Origin of the sequence: Bacillus cereus group sp. MG9 (assembly GCF_040459995.1) — a bacterium.
GTDB classification, from domain to species: Bacteria; Bacillota; Bacilli; order Bacillales; family Bacillaceae_G; genus Bacillus_A; species Bacillus_A mycoides.
Genome location: NZ_JARVHC010000001.1, coordinates 2,576,408 through 2,595,601, shown reverse-complemented (window position 1 = coordinate 2,595,601; position 19,194 = coordinate 2,576,408). Strand labels below are relative to the sequence as shown.

Genomic DNA, 19,194 nt, shown 5'->3' with positions numbered 1-19,194 from the left:
TTAGTCATTCGCATGGTACAATATAAGAAACTCATTCCACATATTATAAAGGAGGAATTTCATATGGGTTTATTTAGTGGTATTTTAGGAAATGCATCAAGTGCGAGTACAGAAAGCGTTGAACGTGATTTAGAAAAGATTATGCTAGATGATGAAAAAGTTGAGCATGCTTATAAATTAATTCGTGATTTAATCGTATTTACAAATCGTCGTCTTATTTTAGTTGATAAACAAGGGATATCAGGTAAAAAAACAGAGTATCATTCTATTCCTTATAAAAGCATTACACAATTTAGCATTGAAACAGCTGGGCATTTTGATTTAGATGCAGAACTTAAAATATGGGTATCTAGTTTGAGCGCGCCAATTACGAAAGAATTTAAAGGCGATGATAGCATATTAAGTATTCAAAAAGCGTTAGTAACATATACGACAAAATAGTTGGTTTTTGTATATTTATTCGAATTCTAAATTACTAACCCGAATATTTTGGAAGAATATGCATTATTTTTGTATATTTAATCTAAAACAATACAAAAAGGTAAAGCATTTAAAATGTGCTTTACCTTTCTTTTGTATAATAAATTAAAGTTGCTTTATCATTTAATTTCTTTTTAAATTCCGCTCTTATATATCCCATCTTTTCGTATAGAAAACAATTTCGTTCTTCCTCTAAAATTGTAGCAAGCTCCCAATTCGTTATTTCCGGAAACATCTCCTCGATTAAAATTAATACTTTTTGAGCAATTCCGTTCCCTTGATAGTTTGGAATAATAAACATCGGGCTTATCCAAAATTTAGATGCCTCTTCTTTACGTGATATACATATCGCGCCGACAAGATTCGTATTTACGAAAATTTTATAAAATCCACCGTCCAGATTATTTATTCTTGAAATCGTTCTTTCAATACGTTCATTTGCCGGACTTGTTTCATAGTCCTTATACTTTTCTAATAATGAACTAAATGATTCTACTTGCATTTGAAATATAATCTCTGCATCAATTTCTGTCGCCTTCTCTAACGTTACCAATTTAAACGCTCTCTTAAAGAAGTAATGTGAGCTGTATGATGACGACCGTGCCATGCATATAGTCCAATTGCAGCAGCAAGTTTTGTTTCTCCTGATTCAGGATGATTAAATGTCTTTTCTAAATCTGCCGGTTCTAAAGAATATAATAAGTTAACCCATCTTTTATGTAATGAATCTAGCATTACAAGTGAAACATCTACTGGTAATTTCGAGTCAGGTAGCTCTGCCCATTTTTCTTCTTTGTACGGTTTAATAGTTGGATTCTTTTCTGTCATTGCTAATTTAAAGCGTATGTAGCTATTCATATGACTATCAACAACATGATGAACAACTTGGCGAACAGTCCATCCACCGACGCGATACGGTGTATCTAACTGCTTCTGATCTAAATCTTTTATCGCTCTGGCTAGTTCATTAGGTAAATCCTCTATTTCTTGAATCCATTTATCAATTATTTCTTCTGTAATAGTTCCTACGTAAGTAAATTGACCTATTGGATAACGTAAATCCTTCATGTACATGTCCCTCCCTATTATTTTTAACCCTTAGTAGTCCTCCAAATATAATGTACGAAATTTACGTTTTCCCCGTTTAAATCTACAGTAGTTGTCTCCGCTTCCTTTTCACGAGAAAATCCGTTCTTTTCTAATACAATTTGTGAAGCTATGTTATTTGTTGTTGTCATAGCATGTATTTCATTAATTTCATAGACTCTTGCTTGAGCCAAAATCAATTTTACAGATGCTGCTGCAACTCCTTTTTTTGTAAAACCCTCTCCAACTCGGTAGCCTAACGACCCAATTCGTTTTTCCTTATCTACATCAACTAAATTGATACGTCCTACAATTTCTTTTTCTGTATTACGTATGAGATGAAAATAAGAACTCCCCTCAGTTTGTTCTTTTAATAGTTCGGCAAGTTGCTTTTGAAAGTATTCATACACGTAATAATTAGAGCCACGACTTGGTACCATTGTTTCAAAAAATGATTTGTTCGTGAGTTCAAAATTAAATAAATCTTCAGCGTCTTGATTCTTTAATTGTTCTATGTATATTTCCATCCCGTTTACCCCTTCTTGATTTACTAACTGTTATACATTCTTTTTTAAACGATAATTTTCCTGCTATTTCTTTCGTCTGAGTAATACAGTAAGTAATACTCTAGGATGAAAAAGATGAAATGGACTACGAATTAAGTTCATAACTCTGACTAACCGAATATAAATATCAGAATCACTTGCAGAAAGTTGATATATTTGTTTCGTATACCATTGCTGAAATTTTTGTTTCGTAGTTAATTCTTTCTGTAACTTAGGATGACGTGCTATCTCCGTTGTGGTCATTTCCCAAGGTGTTTTGATAATCATAGCAGTCTTCCTATAAAACTCTCGAGTTAATATTTTATCAAGCCTTTTTCTCCCTTGAAGAATTAGTTGTAATTGGTGAGCTTCCATAGCTGCAACTGAAACACCTTGTCCGAAAACTGGATCAAAACGACAATGCGCATCTCCAACTACTAACAATCCTTCAGGCAAATTATTAACTAGATCAAATCGCCTGCGTACTTGATATGGAATTTTGTACGTTTTTATATCGGTAATCGCCTCAGATTTGTTTAGAAACTCTGTAACATTAGTGATTGATAGGTTTTCAGCAAAATCATAAAATTCATCATCTGTTTGCGGTGCTTTTTCATTTGCATATCCACTAAAAGTAACAAAATAACGATCATCTTCAATCGTTTGAATTAGAACACCATAAGGATTCTCAGGAAAACTTGGAGACATAAGCATATTACAGCAGTCTAATTTCTCTTTTTCTTTGAGCCTAAACATTCTAGTTGCGTAAAACAAATCAATTCTTACTTTCTCTTCTTGTACTTCGAAATTGTATTCTTGTAACCAATCTATACTTTTCGAACCAAATCCACTTGCATCAACAACAAGATCTGCATGAAATTCTTCTTTCATTCCTGTTTTCAAACATTTAGCTCTTATTCCATAGACTTTATTAAGCTTGTTATCTACTAGTAATCCTTCAACCAACATTTCATACTTCGAAGTAACATTTGAAACTTGTTCAATTCGTTTTTGAATATGCGATTCTAACAGAAGACGACTTTGTTGAATCATATTTATTTCGCCTTTGAAAGGCTGCTTCCATAGGCCGAACTGATGCCATTTTAAATCGCGAGTAAAATTATTTACGATGCTACCTGCTTCAATTAATTCATTAGTAATGTTAGGAAACAACTCCTCAAGTGCTTCTTCGCCGCCTTTTAATAACACATGCGGATGATTACTTTGCGGAACTCTTTTTCGCGGGCCTTTTCCATCCCATTCTTCACCAGCTTCTACAATGATTACTTCTTCAAACGTATTTGATAAAGCCTTTGCGGCGAGTTTTCCTGCGATACTTCCACCAATAACAATAGCCTTAGTAAACATTTTTTCCCCCTTAATGAAAAGAGATCCTGTCGTGTATGAATGGAACAGGATCTTAACTAATAATTCCTTGATAATTATATTTAAAACACCTGTGTGAATTGCAACATTAAAATTAAAATACCTAATCCCCATACGTAATACGCGAATACTTTTAAAGAATGACGTTTTAAATATTGGATCATCCATGAAACTGCTATGTAACCAAAGAACGCTGCTGATAATGTTCCGACAATTAATGATGTACTAGAAATAGATTCAGCTTTCCCTTGAAAAACATCTGCAAATTGCAAGATGATAGCTCCGACAATAGCTGGTGTTGATAATAAAAAGGAAAAGTACGCCGCTGTTTCACGGTCTAACTTTCTCCATAATGCAGCGACAATTGTCATTCCAGAACGGGAAATTGCTGGAAATATAGCTACTGCTTGAAATGAACCAATTATGAATGCATCTTTATATGTAATATCATTCATTTTTTTACGACCGTTCTTTTGTTTATCGGCCATATAAAGAAATAAACCCGTCACTAAAAACTCCCAACCTATTGTTATACCTGTTTTTGAAATATCTTCAAAAAAGTCTTTAAATAATAAGCCGATTACAACCGCAGGTATCGTCCCGACAATAAGTAATAGCATAAGCTTTGAAAATGGATTTTTTATTAAATAAATAAATTCTTTTCTATAATAAATAAACACCGCAAGTAACGTCCCTATATGCAGCATCGTATCTAAAAACAAACCTGCCTCATCTAACTGAAAAATATGTCGCCCTAAATATAGGTGACCTGTACTGCTTATAGGTAAAAACTCTGTCAGCCCTTGAATAATTCCTAAAATAAAAGCTTCTAGCCAATTCATGATGATCTCCTTTCTCATTTGCTTGTACCAATATATGATGCTTTAATTTTTGTTATGAAAGAAAATATATTTCTCTTGGGGATTTACTTTAACCTTTATTTAGAAGTTATGGATTGCGATAAAGATGGATATATATGTAAAAAAGGAGGTTTTACATGGAGAAACATACAAAATTAGGCAACATATTACTTTGGATTGGACCAATTCTTGTGTTCTTAGGCTTATGTATGACAAATGTAATTACAGACATACCTTTCTTCGAAGGAAAGCATAAAACTTTTGGAATTATTATGTTATTTATAGGGGTACTTTGTTTAATTGCCGCTCATTACTTTAAAATACGAAAAAATTCTGCCGATTAAATAATCTATTCCCTTATAAGGAGGAACAAATGCGAGGAAAATCATTACGGACAAAAATTACAAAGCTATATAAATAAAAACAATCCTAGTGTATGTACTAGGATTGTTTCATTTCGCTAATGTTGTTTATTTATAAAACACTTTATCAACGTTATATTTCGCTTTGTACTTATTAATGATGTATGTTTCGTAAATTTCTCTTTCAGTTGGATCTTCTACGATACATGCATCGATACGGTATACTTCATCACGATTATTTTTGATTGGTGAAACATTATCTTCAAAATGCTTTTTAATACGTTGTCTAATTTTACGAGCTTTACCTACGAAAAGAAGTTCGTCATTAATATTGTAAAACATAAAAATGCCGCCTTTATCTCTAGGGAACAAGTGGAAATCGATAAAACCGTTAATTGGAGTAATTAATGGCTCGTCTCCTTTAATAACTTGGTTACGTTCAGTAATGGAAACATCAGCTTCAGGAATATTAATTTTAATCAAGTTCATTCACGTCCTCTTTTATTATAAAGATAAATAATAGCATAAGTATGTAAGAAAAGCTATGTTAAGAGAGATATTTCATTTTATAATTCAAATATTATAGGTATATCATGTAAACTTTTTTTCCAAATCATATGATCGTTTGATTCGCCCCAATAATCCTTCAGCACATAACTAGGTTTTCCAAACTTTTTTGTCCATATACTTTGTGCTTTTTTGTATCCACTATCTAAACAGCATTCGGTTATTCCTCTGCTAAGTAATGTAAGATACATTGTATTTAGTAGTAAACTCCCTATACCTTTTCTTTGATACTCCGGAAGTATAAATACAGTTCCTATTTCATACAAATCCTTAAGTACACCGTCTGTACAACTATTAATCAATGCACTTGCTGGACCGATTTCAATCGTTCCAATGATTTTATCGTTACTTGTATCTATCGCTAATAAAAAGTAACGATTTTCTCCATTACTATCAAAATCATTTTTTAAATATTTCTTTTTCGAGTTAATTTCATTTTCTATGTCATCTAATAGATGTGATAACCCTTCGTTTTTAAATGTATTAGTAATAACAAGACGAAAAAACAAATGTAATTCATCTAAATCATTCGAATTCGGCCTTCTAATTTCAATGTTATACATGGCTTACATCTCCAATTTTTAAAAATATATGAGAAAGTGTATTTGTTCAAAAAGATTTTATGCAATTGCTAAGACCATACTTTATATACTCTATTCATTATTATTCTACACAACTCTGCATAGATCCAGCAGTATAAAAAACTCAGTATAAATATTAATGTAATAACTTTTATATCCATAGTCGTATGAATACTAGGACCAAGTACAGGAAAACGGAAGATATCGAGAATGATCATAATTCCTATAAGTAGACATATCGCTGAAAAGGAAATTACCCAAATCCTCCTCTTGAATTGTAAAAAGGATACTCCTAACGCTATACCTAATAAGCCTGTAGTAAAGGGAAAGACAATTAGTTCACTTGGCTCAATAATGAATAGTAGGAAAATAGTAAGAATATAAGAAAGTACTCCCTCACGAATAGAATAACAAATAGCCAGAAAAATCGGTAGCGTCGCGAAAGGACTAATAAATAACCCAATTCCAGGGATTAAGTTCCCCGCAGATTGAAAAATAGCAGCAAATGAACCGAGTAATGCTGTAATGACTAACCTACTTGCAGGCGTCACCTTTCTTTTATGAACAAAATTCGCATCCTGCTCTATCATCCATTGATACCAATAGCTTCTAAAGCGATTCATCAAATTCCCCCCTAAAGAGACTTAATTCACCACTTTCTATTTTTATTCAAATACTTATTGGTTATGTTTTACTTTCTGCTTGTTAGGAATCACTATACAATAGATGTTTATCCATAGAAGGTTTTTTAAGAGGCGCTAAGTCGTGCGTTTGAAAAAGTATGAATTCCATATATTTTTAGACTAAGAGTTTATACCGTATCATGGAACAATTTCAAAAATAGTACCTTTGTTAAATTCAGTTACTTTCATAGAACCATAAACTCCTAAATATAATCTAGTTTGATCTAAGTTTGTTCCTAAACTAACATAATAAGCTGCTTGAGTCCCAAAATCATAAGTGGTTTCAATAACATGAAAATCCTTACGTTTCCCGTCTAGAGCTGCTCTAGTAAAAGCTAACACTCCCTTTACTGGAGATTGAAATTCTTCTTTCTTAGCAAGATCAGTAAACACGATACTACCAGTTAAACTAGGAATTGTAGTTCCCATATATGGTTGTACTCCTGTAAGTGAGGTTCCTCCAAACTTATCTGCTCTGGAATCTTTATGAAAATAACTAATTAGGGGCTGTATGCGCCTCACTGATGTTTCTATTGTTTCATTATAATAAGCCATTGTTCTCTCATCCAAAGTAGGGTTCTCAGAACAGTGCCTTATAAAAGAAGTAGGAAATTCTCCTTCCCATCCTCGCCAACCAAAATTAATAAATCCATCTTGATTGGGAGTGGATCTCATTAAATGCGTTTGAACAAGTTCGGCAACCGGTATGGGTTTATAATGAACAAACGAAAAAACAGACTCTACAATATCCTGCCCGACATTTCCAGCATATTTGATATACTGATTATAAAACCTTTGAAATGAAATACCTGTTATATTCCGAACTCCTTTCGCAATTACTGTAAGTGTTTCTTGTATAGATAAAGGAAACTCATTAAAGCGTGTAACTACTGGAGGGTTATTTATGAATGTATTTTTACTTACATCAATTTCAATTATTTTACCCGCTATTTCTAAATCATCCTGGCTTAAATTAAATGGATCATAACCCGATCCACCATCTCCATTTGTAAAAACAAGTTTTCCACTCTCAGGTGAAAAGTTTAAACTATTGACTCCGTTATGATTAAAAAAGGGCCTTCTTATGTTAAGTAATGTCCGTCGTTTTTGAGGTTGACTATGTGATTGTAAAATCCATTCCTCAACCGTATCAATATGATCATATTGAGTATCTCTATTTACCCACTTTAAGTTTAAAGTTTTCGGATCACACGGATTAGGTTTAAAAGGTTCAGAAAGGGCACCCGGACCTTGAGTGCCAGCTACTGAATAATGAAGGTAAAATAAACCGTTTTGATAAAATTGTGGATGAAACGCTAGTCCTAGCAATCCGCGTTCATCATAACCGCTACTAGAGACACCTTCTTCAAACGTGCCTAATTTGATAATTCGCGGGCGAATATCTAAAAAAGTCCTTATAACTCCGTCTCCTATGTAAAAGATTTCTCCTACCTGGGTTGCAATAAATAACCTTTCAATTGAGTCACCTGGTAGTATAGTTGTTTTCAAAACAGTAGGTAAATTGAACTTACTTGCAATGGGCCGTAAACTAACCTTAACTTTTGTCAACTCACTTTACACCCCTTTAATTGCGTTTTATTAAAAGAATATGATTAGCACTGTTCAATTAGTATCCAATTAGGGACTAGAGAATTGGATACTATTTCTGACTGCGCTGCATTTCCTGCTTCTCCATATAACTGCGCATCCGTCGCATATATTCAGGTGCGTCCATTCGATTCCCTGCGATCATTTCAATTATACAGAGTCTTTCGGCGCTTTCCTTTTCAGCATGGATTATAGCCTGATCAAGCTCTCCATAGGTCCGGACCGTAACGGTAAACGCGTTACCTCCAAAAACTTCGGCCAGCTTGGTGTAAGACCATCGAGGGATTTGGTTGTACTTTTGATCCTCTGTTTTGACATTTAAATATTTCTCAATTGTATAACCATCGTTGTTCAAGACAAAGATTATGGGCTTGCAGCCGTAATAGAGCATAGAACTGATTTCCTGTACCGTTAGCTGCAGGGCACCGTCACCTGTAAACACCAATACTCGGCGTTCCGGCGCGGCCATAATAGCACCAAACGCCGAAGGGATTGCGTAACCGATGGACTGCCATCCACCTTGTCCAATATATGTTACATTGCCCGGCAGTCTTACCTCTCCCATTCCATAATAGAACGTTCCGGTCTCGGCGATTACAATATCACCCTCTTTCAGCATACGCTGAAAACGCGGATAATAGCCGTCAGCCATTAGAGGTCCGTCGGTAGTAGTTGTGAATTGCTCATAAGGGAATGACAATTTTTTTGTCAAACCTTTGCCCTTATAATTCACCTTCTGAACGGCAAGTAGCATGTCGGCTGCAAGAACATTCGGATATTCCGCCTCAGCGATTTTAACTATATCTGGTTGAATATTGACAGTTATCAGTGGGTTCAGCTTTGCGGTAAAACTTGCGGTGTTTGTATCCGCCCATACCATACCAATCGCAATGATACAATCTGCATTCTCCACTGTACTTTGGACTTCAGTCCTCCCGAAAGAGCCTAAATACATTCCGATATAATTTGGATGGTTCTCGTCGAATCCACCCTTCCCGTAAATCATCGTTACAACAGGCACATTCATTGCATCGGCTAGCTGCTGAGTCGCTGTCTGAAGGCCGAATCGCATCGTTTTCACATCCACCAGGATAACCGGTCGTTGGGCACGTTCCAAAAGCGGACGGACATGATTCACTGCAGCCTGAAGGGTATTCGAGTTGGATGTTGGACGTGGTGGTACCGGTTCTGCCCAGACTTTAATCGGCTTGGTCACTAAATCATTAGCCACAACCAGGTATACCGGCTTTTTCTTTTCCTTAGCAATGCGAATCGCAGTCTGAATTTCAATCTTGGCATTTTCCGGCGTAAGCACCGCGGTATATGCCGTAATCTGCTCATACACCTTGCGAAAAACGTCAAAATTCCCATCAATTAAGGTGTGATGCATAAGCTTATGCTCTTTTTGATCCTTCTCAGGAGGCGCACCCACAATGTGTATAATTGGCACATGCTCGCTGTTGGCTCCCGCTATCGCATTGCATGCACTGAGCTCCCCGACCCCAAATGTCGTAATAAGAGCCGATATTCCTTTGATTCTTGCATAGCCATCTGCAGCGTAGCCCGAGTTTAGTTCATTTCGTCCTTCTATAAAACGGATGCCGTTATAACACTCCAAAGTATCAAGAAGTGTAAAATTATAGTCCCCTGCGACACCAAAAATTTCGGTAATGCCCTCGAGTTTCAGGCAATCGAACAAATACTGGCCAACCGTTTTTGGATCAGGTCCCCTTTGTAAACCAAAGCTGCCCGTATTAATCATGTTGTCCATCGCTTGCTCACTCCTTATCTATTTCTTTGGCTTGTTCTATTTTATAGTACCCTTTTTGATAATTCCCTTTAATTAAACCGGTTATCCGTTGTGCAACAATTAATCGGGAAGAAATGCTCCTTATCTTTGGAGATATTCATAAAACAAGAGAAGGAGGAGAAACACTAAAACATTACAAGAATGTATTAATTAATCTTCTAATGTTCTTTTTAAATTGTTTCCCTTTAAAACATCCCATTTATCATGCTCCTCACTCTGTTTTGCAAAAGTCTAGCTTACTTTTTAAAATTTTGTAACAGAACCTTAAAAATAATAAAAACCCACGAAGAAAATGCATTTTCTTCGTGGGTTTAGTTATTTAAATGGACTTTCACCTACTAACTCAAGAAGCATCCGCACCTTCAAACTGACTATTATAAAGCGAAGCATAGAAACCATCAGCTTTCAATAACTCTTCATGATTACCTTGTTCTACAATATCTCCGTCTTTCATGACAAGGATTAAATCTGCATCACGTATTGTTGATAATCTATGAGCGATAATGAAGCTTGTTCTACCTTCCATAAGGTTTTCCATCGCTTTTTGAATCAGTACTTCTGTACGAGTGTCAATGGAGCTTGTTGCTTCATCGAGTATTAATATTTTCGGATCCGCTATAAGGGCACGTGCAATTGTTAGTAGTTGCTTTTGTCCTTGGGATACGTTGCTTGCTTCTTCGTTTAGTTCCATTTGATATTTATTTGGTAATGTTTTTACGAAGTTGTGAACGTGAGCTGCTTTCGCTGCTTCAATTACTTCTTCGTCTGTAGCATCGAGTCTACCGTAACGTATATTTTCCATGATGGAGCCGTTAAATAGCCAAGTGTCTTGAAGTACCATACCAAACATGTTGCGCAGGTCTTCTCGCGTGAAGTCTTTTATATCGTGACCGTCGATACATATTGCACCGCTGTTTATGTCATAGAAACGCATTAACAGTTTTACAATCGTTGTTTTACCAGCTCCGGTTGGTCCGACGATTGCTACCTTTTGTCCAGGTTTAATGTTAGATGAGAAATTATTGATGATGATCTTATCTGGATTGTATCCAAATTGAACATCTTGGAAGGTAACTTCTCCTTGAACTTTTTGCAGCTTCACTGGATTTTCTGCTTCTGGCACTTCCTCTTCTTCTTCTAAAAATTCGAAGACTCTTTCTGCAGCAGCTGCAGTAGATTGAAGTACGTTCGCGATTTGTGCTACTTGAGCGATTGGTTGCGTAAAGCTTCTAACATATTGCACAAAAGCTAAAATGTCTCCAACTGCGATGGTTCTCTTTACCGCAAGCCATCCACCTAAAATAGATACAGCGACGTAACCGATATTACCGATAAATGTCATAATCGGCATCATCATTCCAGATAAAAATTGAGATTTCCATGCGGAATGGTAAAGGGTATCATTTACCTTTTCGAATTTTTTCACTTCTTCTTCTTCTTTGTTGAAGGCTTTTACGATATTGTGACCACTATAAATTTCTTCGACCTGACCGTTTACGTGTCCTAAATATTCTTGCTGGGATTTGAAGTATTTTTGTGATCGTTTTACGACTGCCATGATGAGAATCATCGATACTGGCAATATTAAAAGCGCCACTAATGTCATTTGCCAGCTGATTGATAACATCATGATAAGTACACCGATGATTGTAATAACGGATGTGATGATTTGCGACATACTTTGGTTTAAAGTTTGGCTCACCGTATCTACGTCATTTGTAATTCTCGATAATACTTCGCCGTGCGTTGTTTTATCAAAGTATTTCAGCGGCATACGGTTAATTTTTTCATCGATTTCTTTTCTGAAGTTATAAGATACTTTTTGAGCTACTCCAGAAATAATGTACCCCTGGATAATACCAAACACAGTGCTCAGTATATATAATCCAAGGAGTAAAATGACAATGTTTCCGATATAGGTAAAGTCAATGGCCGCACCGGGTGCTCCTGATACTTTGCTTACGAGTCCTTCGAAAAGTTTTGTTGTCGCGTTTCCTAAAATTTTTGGACCAACGATTGTAAAGGCTGCACTGCCGATTGCGAAAAGGATAACGATTAAGATTGATAATTTATAGGGCTTCAAGTATTGAAGGAGTTTATTCATCGTTCCTTTGAAGTTTTTTGCTTTCTCAATCTTTCTCATGCCGCCGCCCATAGGACCGCCACCGCCAGGACCAGGGCCGCTTTGTTTTCTATTTTCTATTTTTCTATCACTCATGATGACAACTCCTCTCTTGAAAGTTGTGATAAAGCAATTTGCTTATAAACTTCACAGTTTTCCATAAGCTCTTCATGAGTACCAGTTCCAATTATTTTTCCTTCGTCAAGTACAATAATCTTATCGGCATTCATGATTGTACTGATTCTTTGGGCAATAAGTAAAATAGTACTTCCTGTAATCTCATTGTTTAAAGCTCTGCGCAATGCTGCGTCTGTCTTAAAGTCAAGAGCTGAGAAACTATCATCGAATATGAAGATTTCCGATTTTTTCGTAAGAGCACGCGCAATAGAAAGTCTTTGTTTTTGACCACCGGAAACGTTCGTACCACCTTGTGATATTTCTGTGCGGAAGCTTTCAGGCTTCGCGTTAATAAACTCCATAGCTTGCGCGATTTCCGCCGCTTTTTCGAGTTCTTCTTCAGTCGCTTCTTTTTTACCGTATTTCAAATTACTCTCGATTGTACCTGAGAAGAGAACTCCTTTTTGCGGTACATAACCAATTTTCTCTCTTAATTCCTTCTGAGATACTTCTCTAATATCCGTGCCATCTATTAATATTTGGCCGCTTGTGACATCGTAAAAGCGTGGAATTAAGTTGATTAATGTTGATTTACCACTACCTGTACTTCCGATGAAAGCTGTCGTTTCACCAGGTTTTGCAGTAAAGGTGATATTGGAAAGCACATCTTCTTCTGCACCTGGGTATCTAAAGCCAACATTTTTAAATTCAACGTAACCTTTCTTGTCTGAAGCAAATGTTTTCGGCTCTTTTACATCACTAATGGTAATGTCAGTATCTAAAACTTCTGCGATACGTTGTGCGGAAACTGAAGCACGTGGAACCATAATAGATACCATTGAAATCATTAAGAAGGCCATGATGATTTGCATTGTATATTGCATAAATGCCATCAAATCACCAACTTGCATATGTCCCATATCCACTTGGTGTGATCCAACCCAAATAATAAGTACAGTAACGGCATTCATGATAAACATCATCATTGGCATCATAAATGACATTAAACGGCTTACAAATAAATTTGTTTTTGTTAAATCTTGATTTCCTTTTTCAAATTTCTTTTCTTCATGTTTTTGAGTATTAAAAGCACGAATAACGAGCATACCGGTTAAAGATTCACGAGTGATTAAGTTAATTTTATCTACTAACTTTTGGATACACTTAAACTTAGGGATCGCGATGCTAAATAAACCAATGACTAGGCTTAAAATCGCAATTACCGCAACTGCGATAATCCATCCCATTGAAAGGTCTGTAGTAAGTACTTTAATAATGCCGCCGATACCTAAAATTGGTGCATAGAATACAATGCGAAGCATCATAACCATAAGTGTTTGAACTTGTTGGATATCATTTGTACTTCTTGTGATTAGAGATGCAGTGGAAAACTTATCAAACTCCGCATTCGAGAAGTTTGTAACTTTCCGGAATACTTTCTTTCTAAGGTCTCTGCCGAGTCCTGCAGCTACTTTTGCAGCAAGTAAACTCACGATAACGGTAGCTGCCATACTTACTAAGGATAAAAGCAGCATTTTCCCGCCGGAAGTAAGGATAAAATTAGATTGAAGTTTATCAGTATTGATACCGATTTTCTTATACTCATTCTCAATGTATGAAACAGCTGATTGTGTTACCATGCTGCCTGGCATATTCTTAAACTTTTCATCTGCCTTTTCTTTCATTGCATTGATTTGATCTTGAGGAAGTTTCGCAATGACTGCAAAAGGATCTGTATTTGGCGGAAGTTTCGCTGGTGTGTTGTTGTCACCTGTCGCAGCAGGAGAGAAAGCAGATGAGCCACCTTTTTCAATTCCTTGTGTAATTAACATTGGTTTCCCAAAGATATCGTTAAGTTCGTTAATTATTTTTTTATCTTCTGTATGTAACTTATAAAGTGGCTCTTTATCAAGCTGCTGATAATCTTTTAAGTCATTTTTCAGTTCACTTTGAGAGAGGTTGTTCTTATCTAAAAGCACATAGTTATCAGCAACTTTTTTCTTCTCATTTTCATTCATAAAGAGCGTAAGTTTATCCATTTCACTTTTACGAATAACCTCAGGTACTGCATTTTCTACACCTTTTTGTTGAATCCCTACATTGACAATGTTAGACATGTAGTCTGGCAGTGATAGATCGCATACTGCCTGTACAGTTAAAAGACATACAACTGCAATGATGGAAGCAATAAATGGTTTTAAATGCTTGATGATCTTTAACATTTAGTTCATCTCTCCATTTTCTTTGTCTAATTTTTTTAGTTTTTACTCAGCTTCTCTCCTTTATTCTTCGTATTCTCAGTAATTCATTCTTGCAGCTCTTTACGTATTTTCGACTACAGATTAATTTTATGAATATATGAAGATATGATGCATCTTTTAGTGTGTAGATGTTGTTTTATAGGACTTAAATCCAAAAATAGAACGCACATGTTTCTTAATAAAACGATGATCTTGTTCCACTATATAATTAATATATCTAACTAATCTTTTCTGGCGGAAAACCAGAATTTCGTAAACTACCTGAATTGATTGATGAATATCGGATTAATATGTTTCCTGTAGTCTTAGGCAGTGGACTACCTTTATTAAAGAAATTACGGACAAAATTAATCTTAAACTTATAAAAAACAATACATTTAAAACCGGAGGAAAATGCTTGACTACTTGGCACTTCAACTATCGGGTGCTAATGTTCAACAACGCGTACCGAAAATAATCAAACATATTTTATAAAAAGTGATTCTATAAAATATGTTTAGAGCCTATTTTGATAACTCTTTTTTTTCAAAAACAGGCTTTTTATATTAGGTAAATCAGCAGTAATAGACTTACCTTTGATCAAACATGTTTATAAACCAACATAACGTACAGGAAATCGGTTTTTCTCTTGCCGAAATTTACTTAGCATACAGTGGTCATATTTTTTCAAGAATAACGGAAGAATATATAGAAAATGCTACATAAACGTGAAGTTTGATCAACTTAGGGGGGACAACCTTGTTCAATCAAATAGTAAAAGCTGTACCCAATTTATTTACGATTGGAAATTTATTGTGCGGTGTTTTTTCAATTACCATGAATATGAGTGACTATTTGGAAGTAGCCTCCATTTTCATTTTCTTTTCAGCTGTTTTAGATCTCCTTGATGGAAGAATTGCGAGGAAATTAAAAGTGAACAGTGAGTTTGGTGTACAATTGGATTCCTTAGCTGATATTGTTAGTTTCGGAGTTGCTCCTGCACTTTTATTTCATTCGATAGCAACACCATCTATTTTAACTTCTTTGGCATTTATCCTTTTCCCAACGATGGGTGCTTTAAGATTAGCTAAATTTAGTGTAAAACCAACCATTGGATATTTTAAGGGATTACCTATTCCAGCTGCTGGATTACCATTGGCCGGTATGGGATTGTTTTTATATAGCAATGCATGGATTACATTAATCCTCGCTCTCTTAATGGTAAGTCCAATTAGGTTTAAAAAACTTTAATTGGGATCCCGTCTATCGCTTTAATTTCATTTGTGGAACGGTTCGCTAATATCCATCAAGTTGAGGGTTTTGATGTTATTCATCATTTTACGAATGCAGCGATGGGACAGACTTTAAAGAGCTTATCTATTGTAATTAATCATAATAGATTGTGAAATTGAATAGCCTCCAGTTTTTGAGGCTATTGTTTATATTTCTGATATGTATTTTCGCCTCTATATTGAACGAATCAATCTTTCTTCTCTAATACCTCAAACGATAAAAATGTACTTCGTTGCTATAAAGGGCAAAAAATTTTCGTTTTGTGGATATTATTTATTTTTTTAGCTTGATAGCGATGTGGTGATCCCACTTGTTTAAAAGAACTCCTACCTCTCAAAATACTTAGTTACGCCCAAATAACATAACAAAAAGATTAGGAAATCACTCCTAATCTTTTTGTTTATTACTATTCCATTGCCCCAGCAACATCATAATCATTTAAATCTAATTCAATCGGTTGCCCTAACGCAAGTTTCGCAAGTTCTGATCCTAAGTATGGACCTGCTGTTAATCCTGAAGCACCTAATCCGTTTGCAATGAGTATGCCTTCAAAATTAGGGAGTGGGCCAATAACAGGTAAGAATCCTGGCGTAAACGGCCTGAATCCAACTCTGGTTTCAAGCATTGTACCATCTTCTAAACCAGGCGCTACTGTTAACGCTTTATGGAATACTTCATGTAAACCACCAGCTGTTACACGGTGATCGAAACCAGTATCATTCTCATGCGTTGCACCAATTACGACATGGCCATTGTCAAATGTTAAAATATATTGATCGTTCGGCGGCATTACAACTGGCATATTTTCTGTTGCTGTATTTTCCATTTGCAAATGAACAATTTGTCCTTTTTGGAACGTAACTAAGAAATTAATTCCTAATGGATTCAAGATTTCGTTCGCCCATGCGCCTGCAGTTACCATTACCTTTTCCGCTACAATTGTTTCGTCATTTACTTTAACTCCCGTAATATGATTCCCTTCACGGACTAATACTGCATCACCTTTAATGAAAGTTGCACCATGTTTTTTCGCAGCGCTTATTAATGCGTTGCGTAATAATCTTCCATTTACTCGTGCAGCGCCACTAATATGAACAGAACTATATTCTTCCGATAATGCTGGGAATAACTTTTTCGTTTCTTCAGCTGATAAGCGAGTGATTTCACCAATCTCCGGTGCATCTTCACGGCGTTTATACGCTCGCTCTTCCATTTGATCTAGTTTTTTCTCATCAGTATGTAAACTAATTGCACCTACACGGTTGTAACCTGTATCCGTTTCACCGTCTTCTTCTAATTGCTGAATTAACGAAGAATAGTAACGTGCACCGCCTTTAACGATTTTATACCATGCTTTATTACGACGTTGCGACAGCCACGGACAGACAATACCTGCTGCTGCATCAGTTGCTTGACCTAAATCTTGACGATCTACAATAGTAACCTTCACACCAGCCTTAGCAAGATGATAGGCAGTAGATGCCCCTAAAATTCCAGATCCAACTACAATATACGATTTCATTTCAAACACCTTTTCTCTTTTGCTAATTATTTAAATATAAGAACATACTTTAGTATACTGAAAGGAATCCTTTTTTCAATGTGCTCAACGTAATTAATTGTTGCATCATTGTGACGTTCCTAATCATTATTTTTTCTTCTTACGGAATAATTCAATTGTTTTATAGCCTTGTGAAAGGATTTCAATCATTTTCTCAAGACGTTTATCGCGTGTTTTTTCTTGTTTCACAGAAAATAAATTACGTGCCCAATCTTTTTGATAACCAGGAGTTAAACTTTGATAAAACTTAAGTTCAACTGGATGATTAGCCAATAATGCTTCAACATCTTGAATACGGTCTGCATAATCAGCAACACATTGACTCGCTGCAGGTGTTTTCTTCGCTTTTTTCTTTTCACGTTTTAAACCTACAACTGTAAAGACATCATCCATACTTACCATTCGCGCAAATTTAATTTCGCTTTCCCCCACATATCCATCATCTCCAACGTTTAATGCCGGAAACATCTCATCACGGTGAATAAACGTACTGTAACGAGCATTACCTTTTTTCGGATATGCGAAAAACACGTAACCTTTTTCAATTAGTAATTCTTCATTACTAATAATAAAATTCGTTTGTTTCACCATTTCATCAAGTGTTTCAACAAAAATAAAAATAGCATCATGTTCTTTTGCAAATGAGGTTTCTTTACCTGTGAAAATGTCATAATCACTTGGTTCGTTAATTACGACCATATTTGTATACTTATTTAGTTTCAATTTATCAATAACTGACAATATAATCTTCCTTTGCATCCAATATTCATTTTATATACTTCTTTATACTGTTCTAGTGTATTATATCTATTAAGAAAATTAAACTTGAAATCGTATCATTCTGTTTCAATAGACCATAATTTTTTACTATAAGGAGTGGTTTTATGCCGTATGTAATCCGGGATGAAGGGCTAGTTTTGCAAGGAGATAATGGAAAAGAGCCAGTCTTTCATACATATGAAAAAGCTGAGGAAACGTTAAAAACGTTAACTATACCGCAGTTTCCGAAACATATTAGACGAAAACCATTTAAACCAAAAATAATAAAAATAGCCGATTCTGAATAAGAACCGGCTATTTTTATATTCACAACTCAATAGCAAATAAAGTATATAAAAGCTCTTTATATTTATTTTCTGTAATTTCACGCTTCGTTTTTTCTCCATAAATAATTTCAGTTAAACTAGTATTCGTTAATGAGACATGGCCAAAGTTCGTCAATTTTACTGCAATGGGTCCTTTATTGAAAATAGATTTCTCATCTTTTATCACTCTTCTTTGAACATCGTTTACTACTGTCTCATCAATAATATGTTTATAAAAAGCATGACAAACTTTCCATTCTCCATCAACATCTATTCTTTCTAGAACATAGTTTCCTTTACTCGTATCTTTTTGTCTTACTCGATACGAACCGTTTTTAGAAGAAACAAGTTCGCCAGTAAACGGTACTGGTACAAGAGGTACTAATGAAGCAATACCTACATCAATTAAGTACCTTACGTTTTCGTAATTTAAAATAATTGTTATATGCCCATCTTCAAGTGCCCAATCGTTTATATCATTTTTATATACGGTACCTAGTGCGAGTTGTACATCATAACCACTATCTTTTAAAAAATAGTAAAAAAGAGTATTTAATTCATAACAAAGCCCACCTCGAGAACTAGTTAAAATTTTCTCTTGTAAGTTTTTCATAGAAATTGTATTCGCATTACTTGCTATTACATTTAAATTCTCAAACGGGATTGTGTGGGCAAATGCAAAGAGTATTGTACTTAATTCTTCAAATTTTATTTCAGTACGTTTTTCAAGGTTTAATCTTGTAAAGAGTTGATCTTGTAACTTTGTCATATTCAGCACCCCTTAATAAGTTATAAATTAAAATAATAT

At 35.2% G+C, this 19,194-nt stretch carries 19 protein-coding genes and 1 pseudogene; 4 read left to right on the top strand and 16 right to left on the bottom strand.

Annotated elements, in window-relative coordinates; all coding sequences use genetic code 11:
* Nucleotides 1–63 precede the first annotated feature (63 nt).
* Nucleotides 64–441, top strand: coding sequence for a PH domain-containing protein (locus QCI77_RS13160; RefSeq protein WP_002141936.1), 378 nt, complete (start codon nucleotides 64–66; stop codon nucleotides 439–441).
* A gap of 121 nt (nucleotides 442–562) precedes the next feature.
* Here QCI77_RS13160 and QCI77_RS13155 read toward each other — a convergent pair whose 3' ends face one another.
* The 5 genes from QCI77_RS13155 to QCI77_RS13135 all read right to left on the bottom strand — a co-directional run bounded on the left by QCI77_RS13155 (nucleotide 563) and on the right by QCI77_RS13135 (nucleotide 4,339).
* Nucleotides 563–1,087, bottom strand: a complete 525-nt coding sequence (locus QCI77_RS13155) for a GNAT family N-acetyltransferase (protein WP_002141933.1) — start codon at nucleotides 1,085–1,087, stop codon at nucleotides 563–565.
* Nucleotides 1,027–1,548 (bottom strand): YfiT family bacillithiol transferase, encoded by a 522-nt coding sequence (locus QCI77_RS13150; RefSeq protein WP_002085329.1) that lies wholly within the window; start codon nucleotides 1,546–1,548, stop codon nucleotides 1,027–1,029. The genes QCI77_RS13155 and QCI77_RS13150 overlap by 61 nt, the downstream gene beginning before the upstream one ends.
* A 23-nt stretch (nucleotides 1,549–1,571) precedes the next feature.
* On the bottom strand, nucleotides 1,572–2,093 hold the full coding sequence (locus QCI77_RS13145; protein WP_113769495.1) for a GNAT family N-acetyltransferase: 522 nt from the start codon (nucleotides 2,091–2,093) through the stop codon (nucleotides 1,572–1,574).
* 63 nt (nucleotides 2,094–2,156) lie between these two features.
* Nucleotides 2,157–3,479, bottom strand: a complete 1,323-nt coding sequence (locus QCI77_RS13140) for an FAD-dependent oxidoreductase (RefSeq protein ID WP_002032359.1) — start codon at nucleotides 3,477–3,479, stop codon at nucleotides 2,157–2,159.
* An 80-nt stretch (nucleotides 3,480–3,559) separates the two neighbouring features.
* Nucleotides 3,560–4,339 carry an undecaprenyl-diphosphate phosphatase gene (locus QCI77_RS13135; protein ID WP_002013258.1) on the bottom strand — a complete coding sequence of 260 codons (780 nt, stop codon included), beginning with the start codon at nucleotides 4,337–4,339 and terminating at the stop codon, nucleotides 3,560–3,562.
* Between the two features lie 155 nt (nucleotides 4,340–4,494).
* Here QCI77_RS13135 and QCI77_RS13130 point away from each other — a divergent pair, with 155 nt between their 5' ends.
* Nucleotides 4,495–4,701, top strand: coding sequence for a hypothetical protein (locus QCI77_RS13130; protein ID WP_002127593.1), 207 nt, complete (start codon nucleotides 4,495–4,497; stop codon nucleotides 4,699–4,701).
* A 126-nt stretch (nucleotides 4,702–4,827) separates the two neighbouring features.
* On the opposite strand, the gene QCI77_RS13125 is transcribed toward QCI77_RS13130, so the two are convergent.
* The 8 genes and pseudogenes from QCI77_RS13125 to QCI77_RS13090 form a co-directional block, all read right to left on the bottom strand.
* Nucleotides 4,828–5,208, bottom strand: coding sequence for a nucleotide excision repair endonuclease (locus QCI77_RS13125; RefSeq protein WP_002013261.1), 381 nt, complete (start codon nucleotides 5,206–5,208; stop codon nucleotides 4,828–4,830).
* Between the two features lie 77 nt (nucleotides 5,209–5,285).
* Nucleotides 5,286–5,849 (bottom strand): GNAT family N-acetyltransferase, encoded by a 564-nt coding sequence (locus QCI77_RS13120; protein WP_002141923.1) that lies wholly within the window; start codon nucleotides 5,847–5,849, stop codon nucleotides 5,286–5,288.
* A 68-nt stretch (nucleotides 5,850–5,917) separates the two neighbouring features.
* The gene (locus tag QCI77_RS13115) at nucleotides 5,918–6,490 is read right to left on the bottom strand and encodes a YybS family protein (protein ID WP_002189725.1); all 573 of its coding nucleotides are present in this window, start codon (nucleotides 6,488–6,490) and stop codon (nucleotides 5,918–5,920) included.
* A 198-nt stretch (nucleotides 6,491–6,688) separates the two neighbouring features.
* Complete coding sequence (locus QCI77_RS13110) at nucleotides 6,689–8,119, bottom strand: PQQ-dependent sugar dehydrogenase (RefSeq protein WP_353825014.1); 1,431 nt, start codon at nucleotides 8,117–8,119, stop codon at nucleotides 6,689–6,691.
* A gap of 91 nt (nucleotides 8,120–8,210) precedes the next feature.
* A complete protein-coding gene (locus tag QCI77_RS13105) occupies nucleotides 8,211–9,929 on the bottom strand; it encodes an alpha-keto acid decarboxylase family protein (protein WP_353825013.1) in 1,719 nt (572 codons plus the stop codon).
* A 382-nt stretch (nucleotides 9,930–10,311) separates the two neighbouring features.
* Nucleotides 10,312–12,186, bottom strand: coding sequence for an ABC transporter ATP-binding protein (locus QCI77_RS13100; protein ID WP_002165711.1), 1,875 nt, complete (start codon nucleotides 12,184–12,186; stop codon nucleotides 10,312–10,314).
* Nucleotides 12,183–14,429 carry an ABC transporter ATP-binding protein gene (locus tag QCI77_RS13095; protein WP_353825012.1) on the bottom strand — a complete coding sequence of 749 codons (2,247 nt, stop codon included), beginning with the start codon at nucleotides 14,427–14,429 and terminating at the stop codon, nucleotides 12,183–12,185. Before QCI77_RS13095 ends, QCI77_RS13100 begins: the two co-directional genes overlap by 4 nt.
* Nucleotides 14,430–14,591: 162 nt before the next feature.
* Nucleotides 14,592–14,696, bottom strand: a pseudogene (locus tag QCI77_RS13090) (IS6 family transposase); the annotation flags it as partial.
* A gap of 510 nt (nucleotides 14,697–15,206) precedes the next feature.
* On the opposite strand from QCI77_RS13090, the gene pssA reads away from it, so the two are divergent.
* Nucleotides 15,207–15,698, top strand: coding sequence for a CDP-diacylglycerol--serine O-phosphatidyltransferase (gene pssA / locus QCI77_RS13085; RefSeq protein WP_113769491.1), 492 nt, complete (start codon nucleotides 15,207–15,209; stop codon nucleotides 15,696–15,698).
* A 448-nt stretch (nucleotides 15,699–16,146) separates the two neighbouring features.
* Here pssA and QCI77_RS13080 read toward each other — a convergent pair whose 3' ends face one another.
* Both QCI77_RS13080 and QCI77_RS13075 read right to left on the bottom strand, forming a co-directional pair.
* Nucleotides 16,147–17,262, bottom strand: coding sequence for an NAD(P)/FAD-dependent oxidoreductase (locus QCI77_RS13080; protein ID WP_326997894.1), 1,116 nt, complete (start codon nucleotides 17,260–17,262; stop codon nucleotides 16,147–16,149).
* Between the two features lie 126 nt (nucleotides 17,263–17,388).
* A complete protein-coding gene (locus tag QCI77_RS13075) occupies nucleotides 17,389–18,042 on the bottom strand; it encodes a YdeI/OmpD-associated family protein (protein ID WP_353825011.1) in 654 nt (217 codons plus the stop codon).
* 143 nt (nucleotides 18,043–18,185) lie between these two features.
* Here QCI77_RS13075 and QCI77_RS13070 point away from each other — a divergent pair, with 143 nt between their 5' ends.
* Nucleotides 18,186–18,368, top strand: coding sequence for a hypothetical protein (locus QCI77_RS13070; RefSeq protein WP_002141911.1), 183 nt, complete (start codon nucleotides 18,186–18,188; stop codon nucleotides 18,366–18,368).
* A gap of 19 nt (nucleotides 18,369–18,387) precedes the next feature.
* Here QCI77_RS13070 and QCI77_RS13065 read toward each other — a convergent pair whose 3' ends face one another.
* Complete coding sequence (locus tag QCI77_RS13065) at nucleotides 18,388–19,155, bottom strand: arylamine N-acetyltransferase family protein (RefSeq protein ID WP_002141910.1); 768 nt, start codon at nucleotides 19,153–19,155, stop codon at nucleotides 18,388–18,390.
* Nucleotides 19,156–19,194 lie beyond the last annotated feature (39 nt).

What these genes read in the sequence shown, in the direction of transcription:
- QCI77_RS13160 (WP_002141936.1), top strand. Translation starts at nt 64, where the DNA reads ATGGGTTTATTTAGTGGTATTTTAGGAAATGCATCAAGTGCGAGTACA.
- QCI77_RS13155 (WP_002141933.1), bottom strand. Translation starts at nt 1,087, where the DNA reads ATGGCACGGTCGTCATCATACAGCTCACATTACTTCTTTAAGAGAGCG.
- QCI77_RS13150 (WP_002085329.1), bottom strand. Translation starts at nt 1,548, where the DNA reads ATGAAGGATTTACGTTATCCAATAGGTCAATTTACTTACGTAGGAACT.
- QCI77_RS13145 (WP_113769495.1), bottom strand. Translation starts at nt 2,093, where the DNA reads ATGGAAATATACATAGAACAATTAAAGAATCAAGACGCTGAAGATTTA.
- QCI77_RS13140 (WP_002032359.1), bottom strand. Translation starts at nt 3,479, where the DNA reads ATGTTTACTAAGGCTATTGTTATTGGTGGAAGTATCGCAGGAAAACTC.
- QCI77_RS13135 (WP_002013258.1), bottom strand. Translation starts at nt 4,339, where the DNA reads ATGAATTGGCTAGAAGCTTTTATTTTAGGAATTATTCAAGGGCTGACA.
- QCI77_RS13130 (WP_002127593.1), top strand. Translation starts at nt 4,495, where the DNA reads ATGGAGAAACATACAAAATTAGGCAACATATTACTTTGGATTGGACCA.
- QCI77_RS13125 (WP_002013261.1), bottom strand. Translation starts at nt 5,208, where the DNA reads ATGAACTTGATTAAAATTAATATTCCTGAAGCTGATGTTTCCATTACT.
- QCI77_RS13120 (WP_002141923.1), bottom strand. Translation starts at nt 5,849, where the DNA reads ATGTATAACATTGAAATTAGAAGGCCGAATTCGAATGATTTAGATGAA.
- QCI77_RS13115 (WP_002189725.1), bottom strand. Translation starts at nt 6,490, where the DNA reads ATGAATCGCTTTAGAAGCTATTGGTATCAATGGATGATAGAGCAGGAT.
- QCI77_RS13105 (WP_353825013.1), bottom strand. Translation starts at nt 9,929, where the DNA reads ATGGACAACATGATTAATACGGGCAGCTTTGGTTTACAAAGGGGACCT.
- QCI77_RS13100 (WP_002165711.1), bottom strand. Translation starts at nt 12,186, where the DNA reads ATGAGTGATAGAAAAATAGAAAATAGAAAACAAAGCGGCCCTGGTCCT.
- QCI77_RS13095 (WP_353825012.1), bottom strand. Translation starts at nt 14,429, where the DNA reads ATGTTAAAGATCATCAAGCATTTAAAACCATTTATTGCTTCCATCATT.
- QCI77_RS13080 (WP_326997894.1), bottom strand. Translation starts at nt 17,262, where the DNA reads ATGAAATCGTATATTGTAGTTGGATCTGGAATTTTAGGGGCATCTACT.
- QCI77_RS13070 (WP_002141911.1), top strand. Translation starts at nt 18,186, where the DNA reads ATGCCGTATGTAATCCGGGATGAAGGGCTAGTTTTGCAAGGAGATAAT.
- QCI77_RS13065 (WP_002141910.1), bottom strand. Translation starts at nt 19,155, where the DNA reads ATGACAAAGTTACAAGATCAACTCTTTACAAGATTAAACCTTGAAAAA.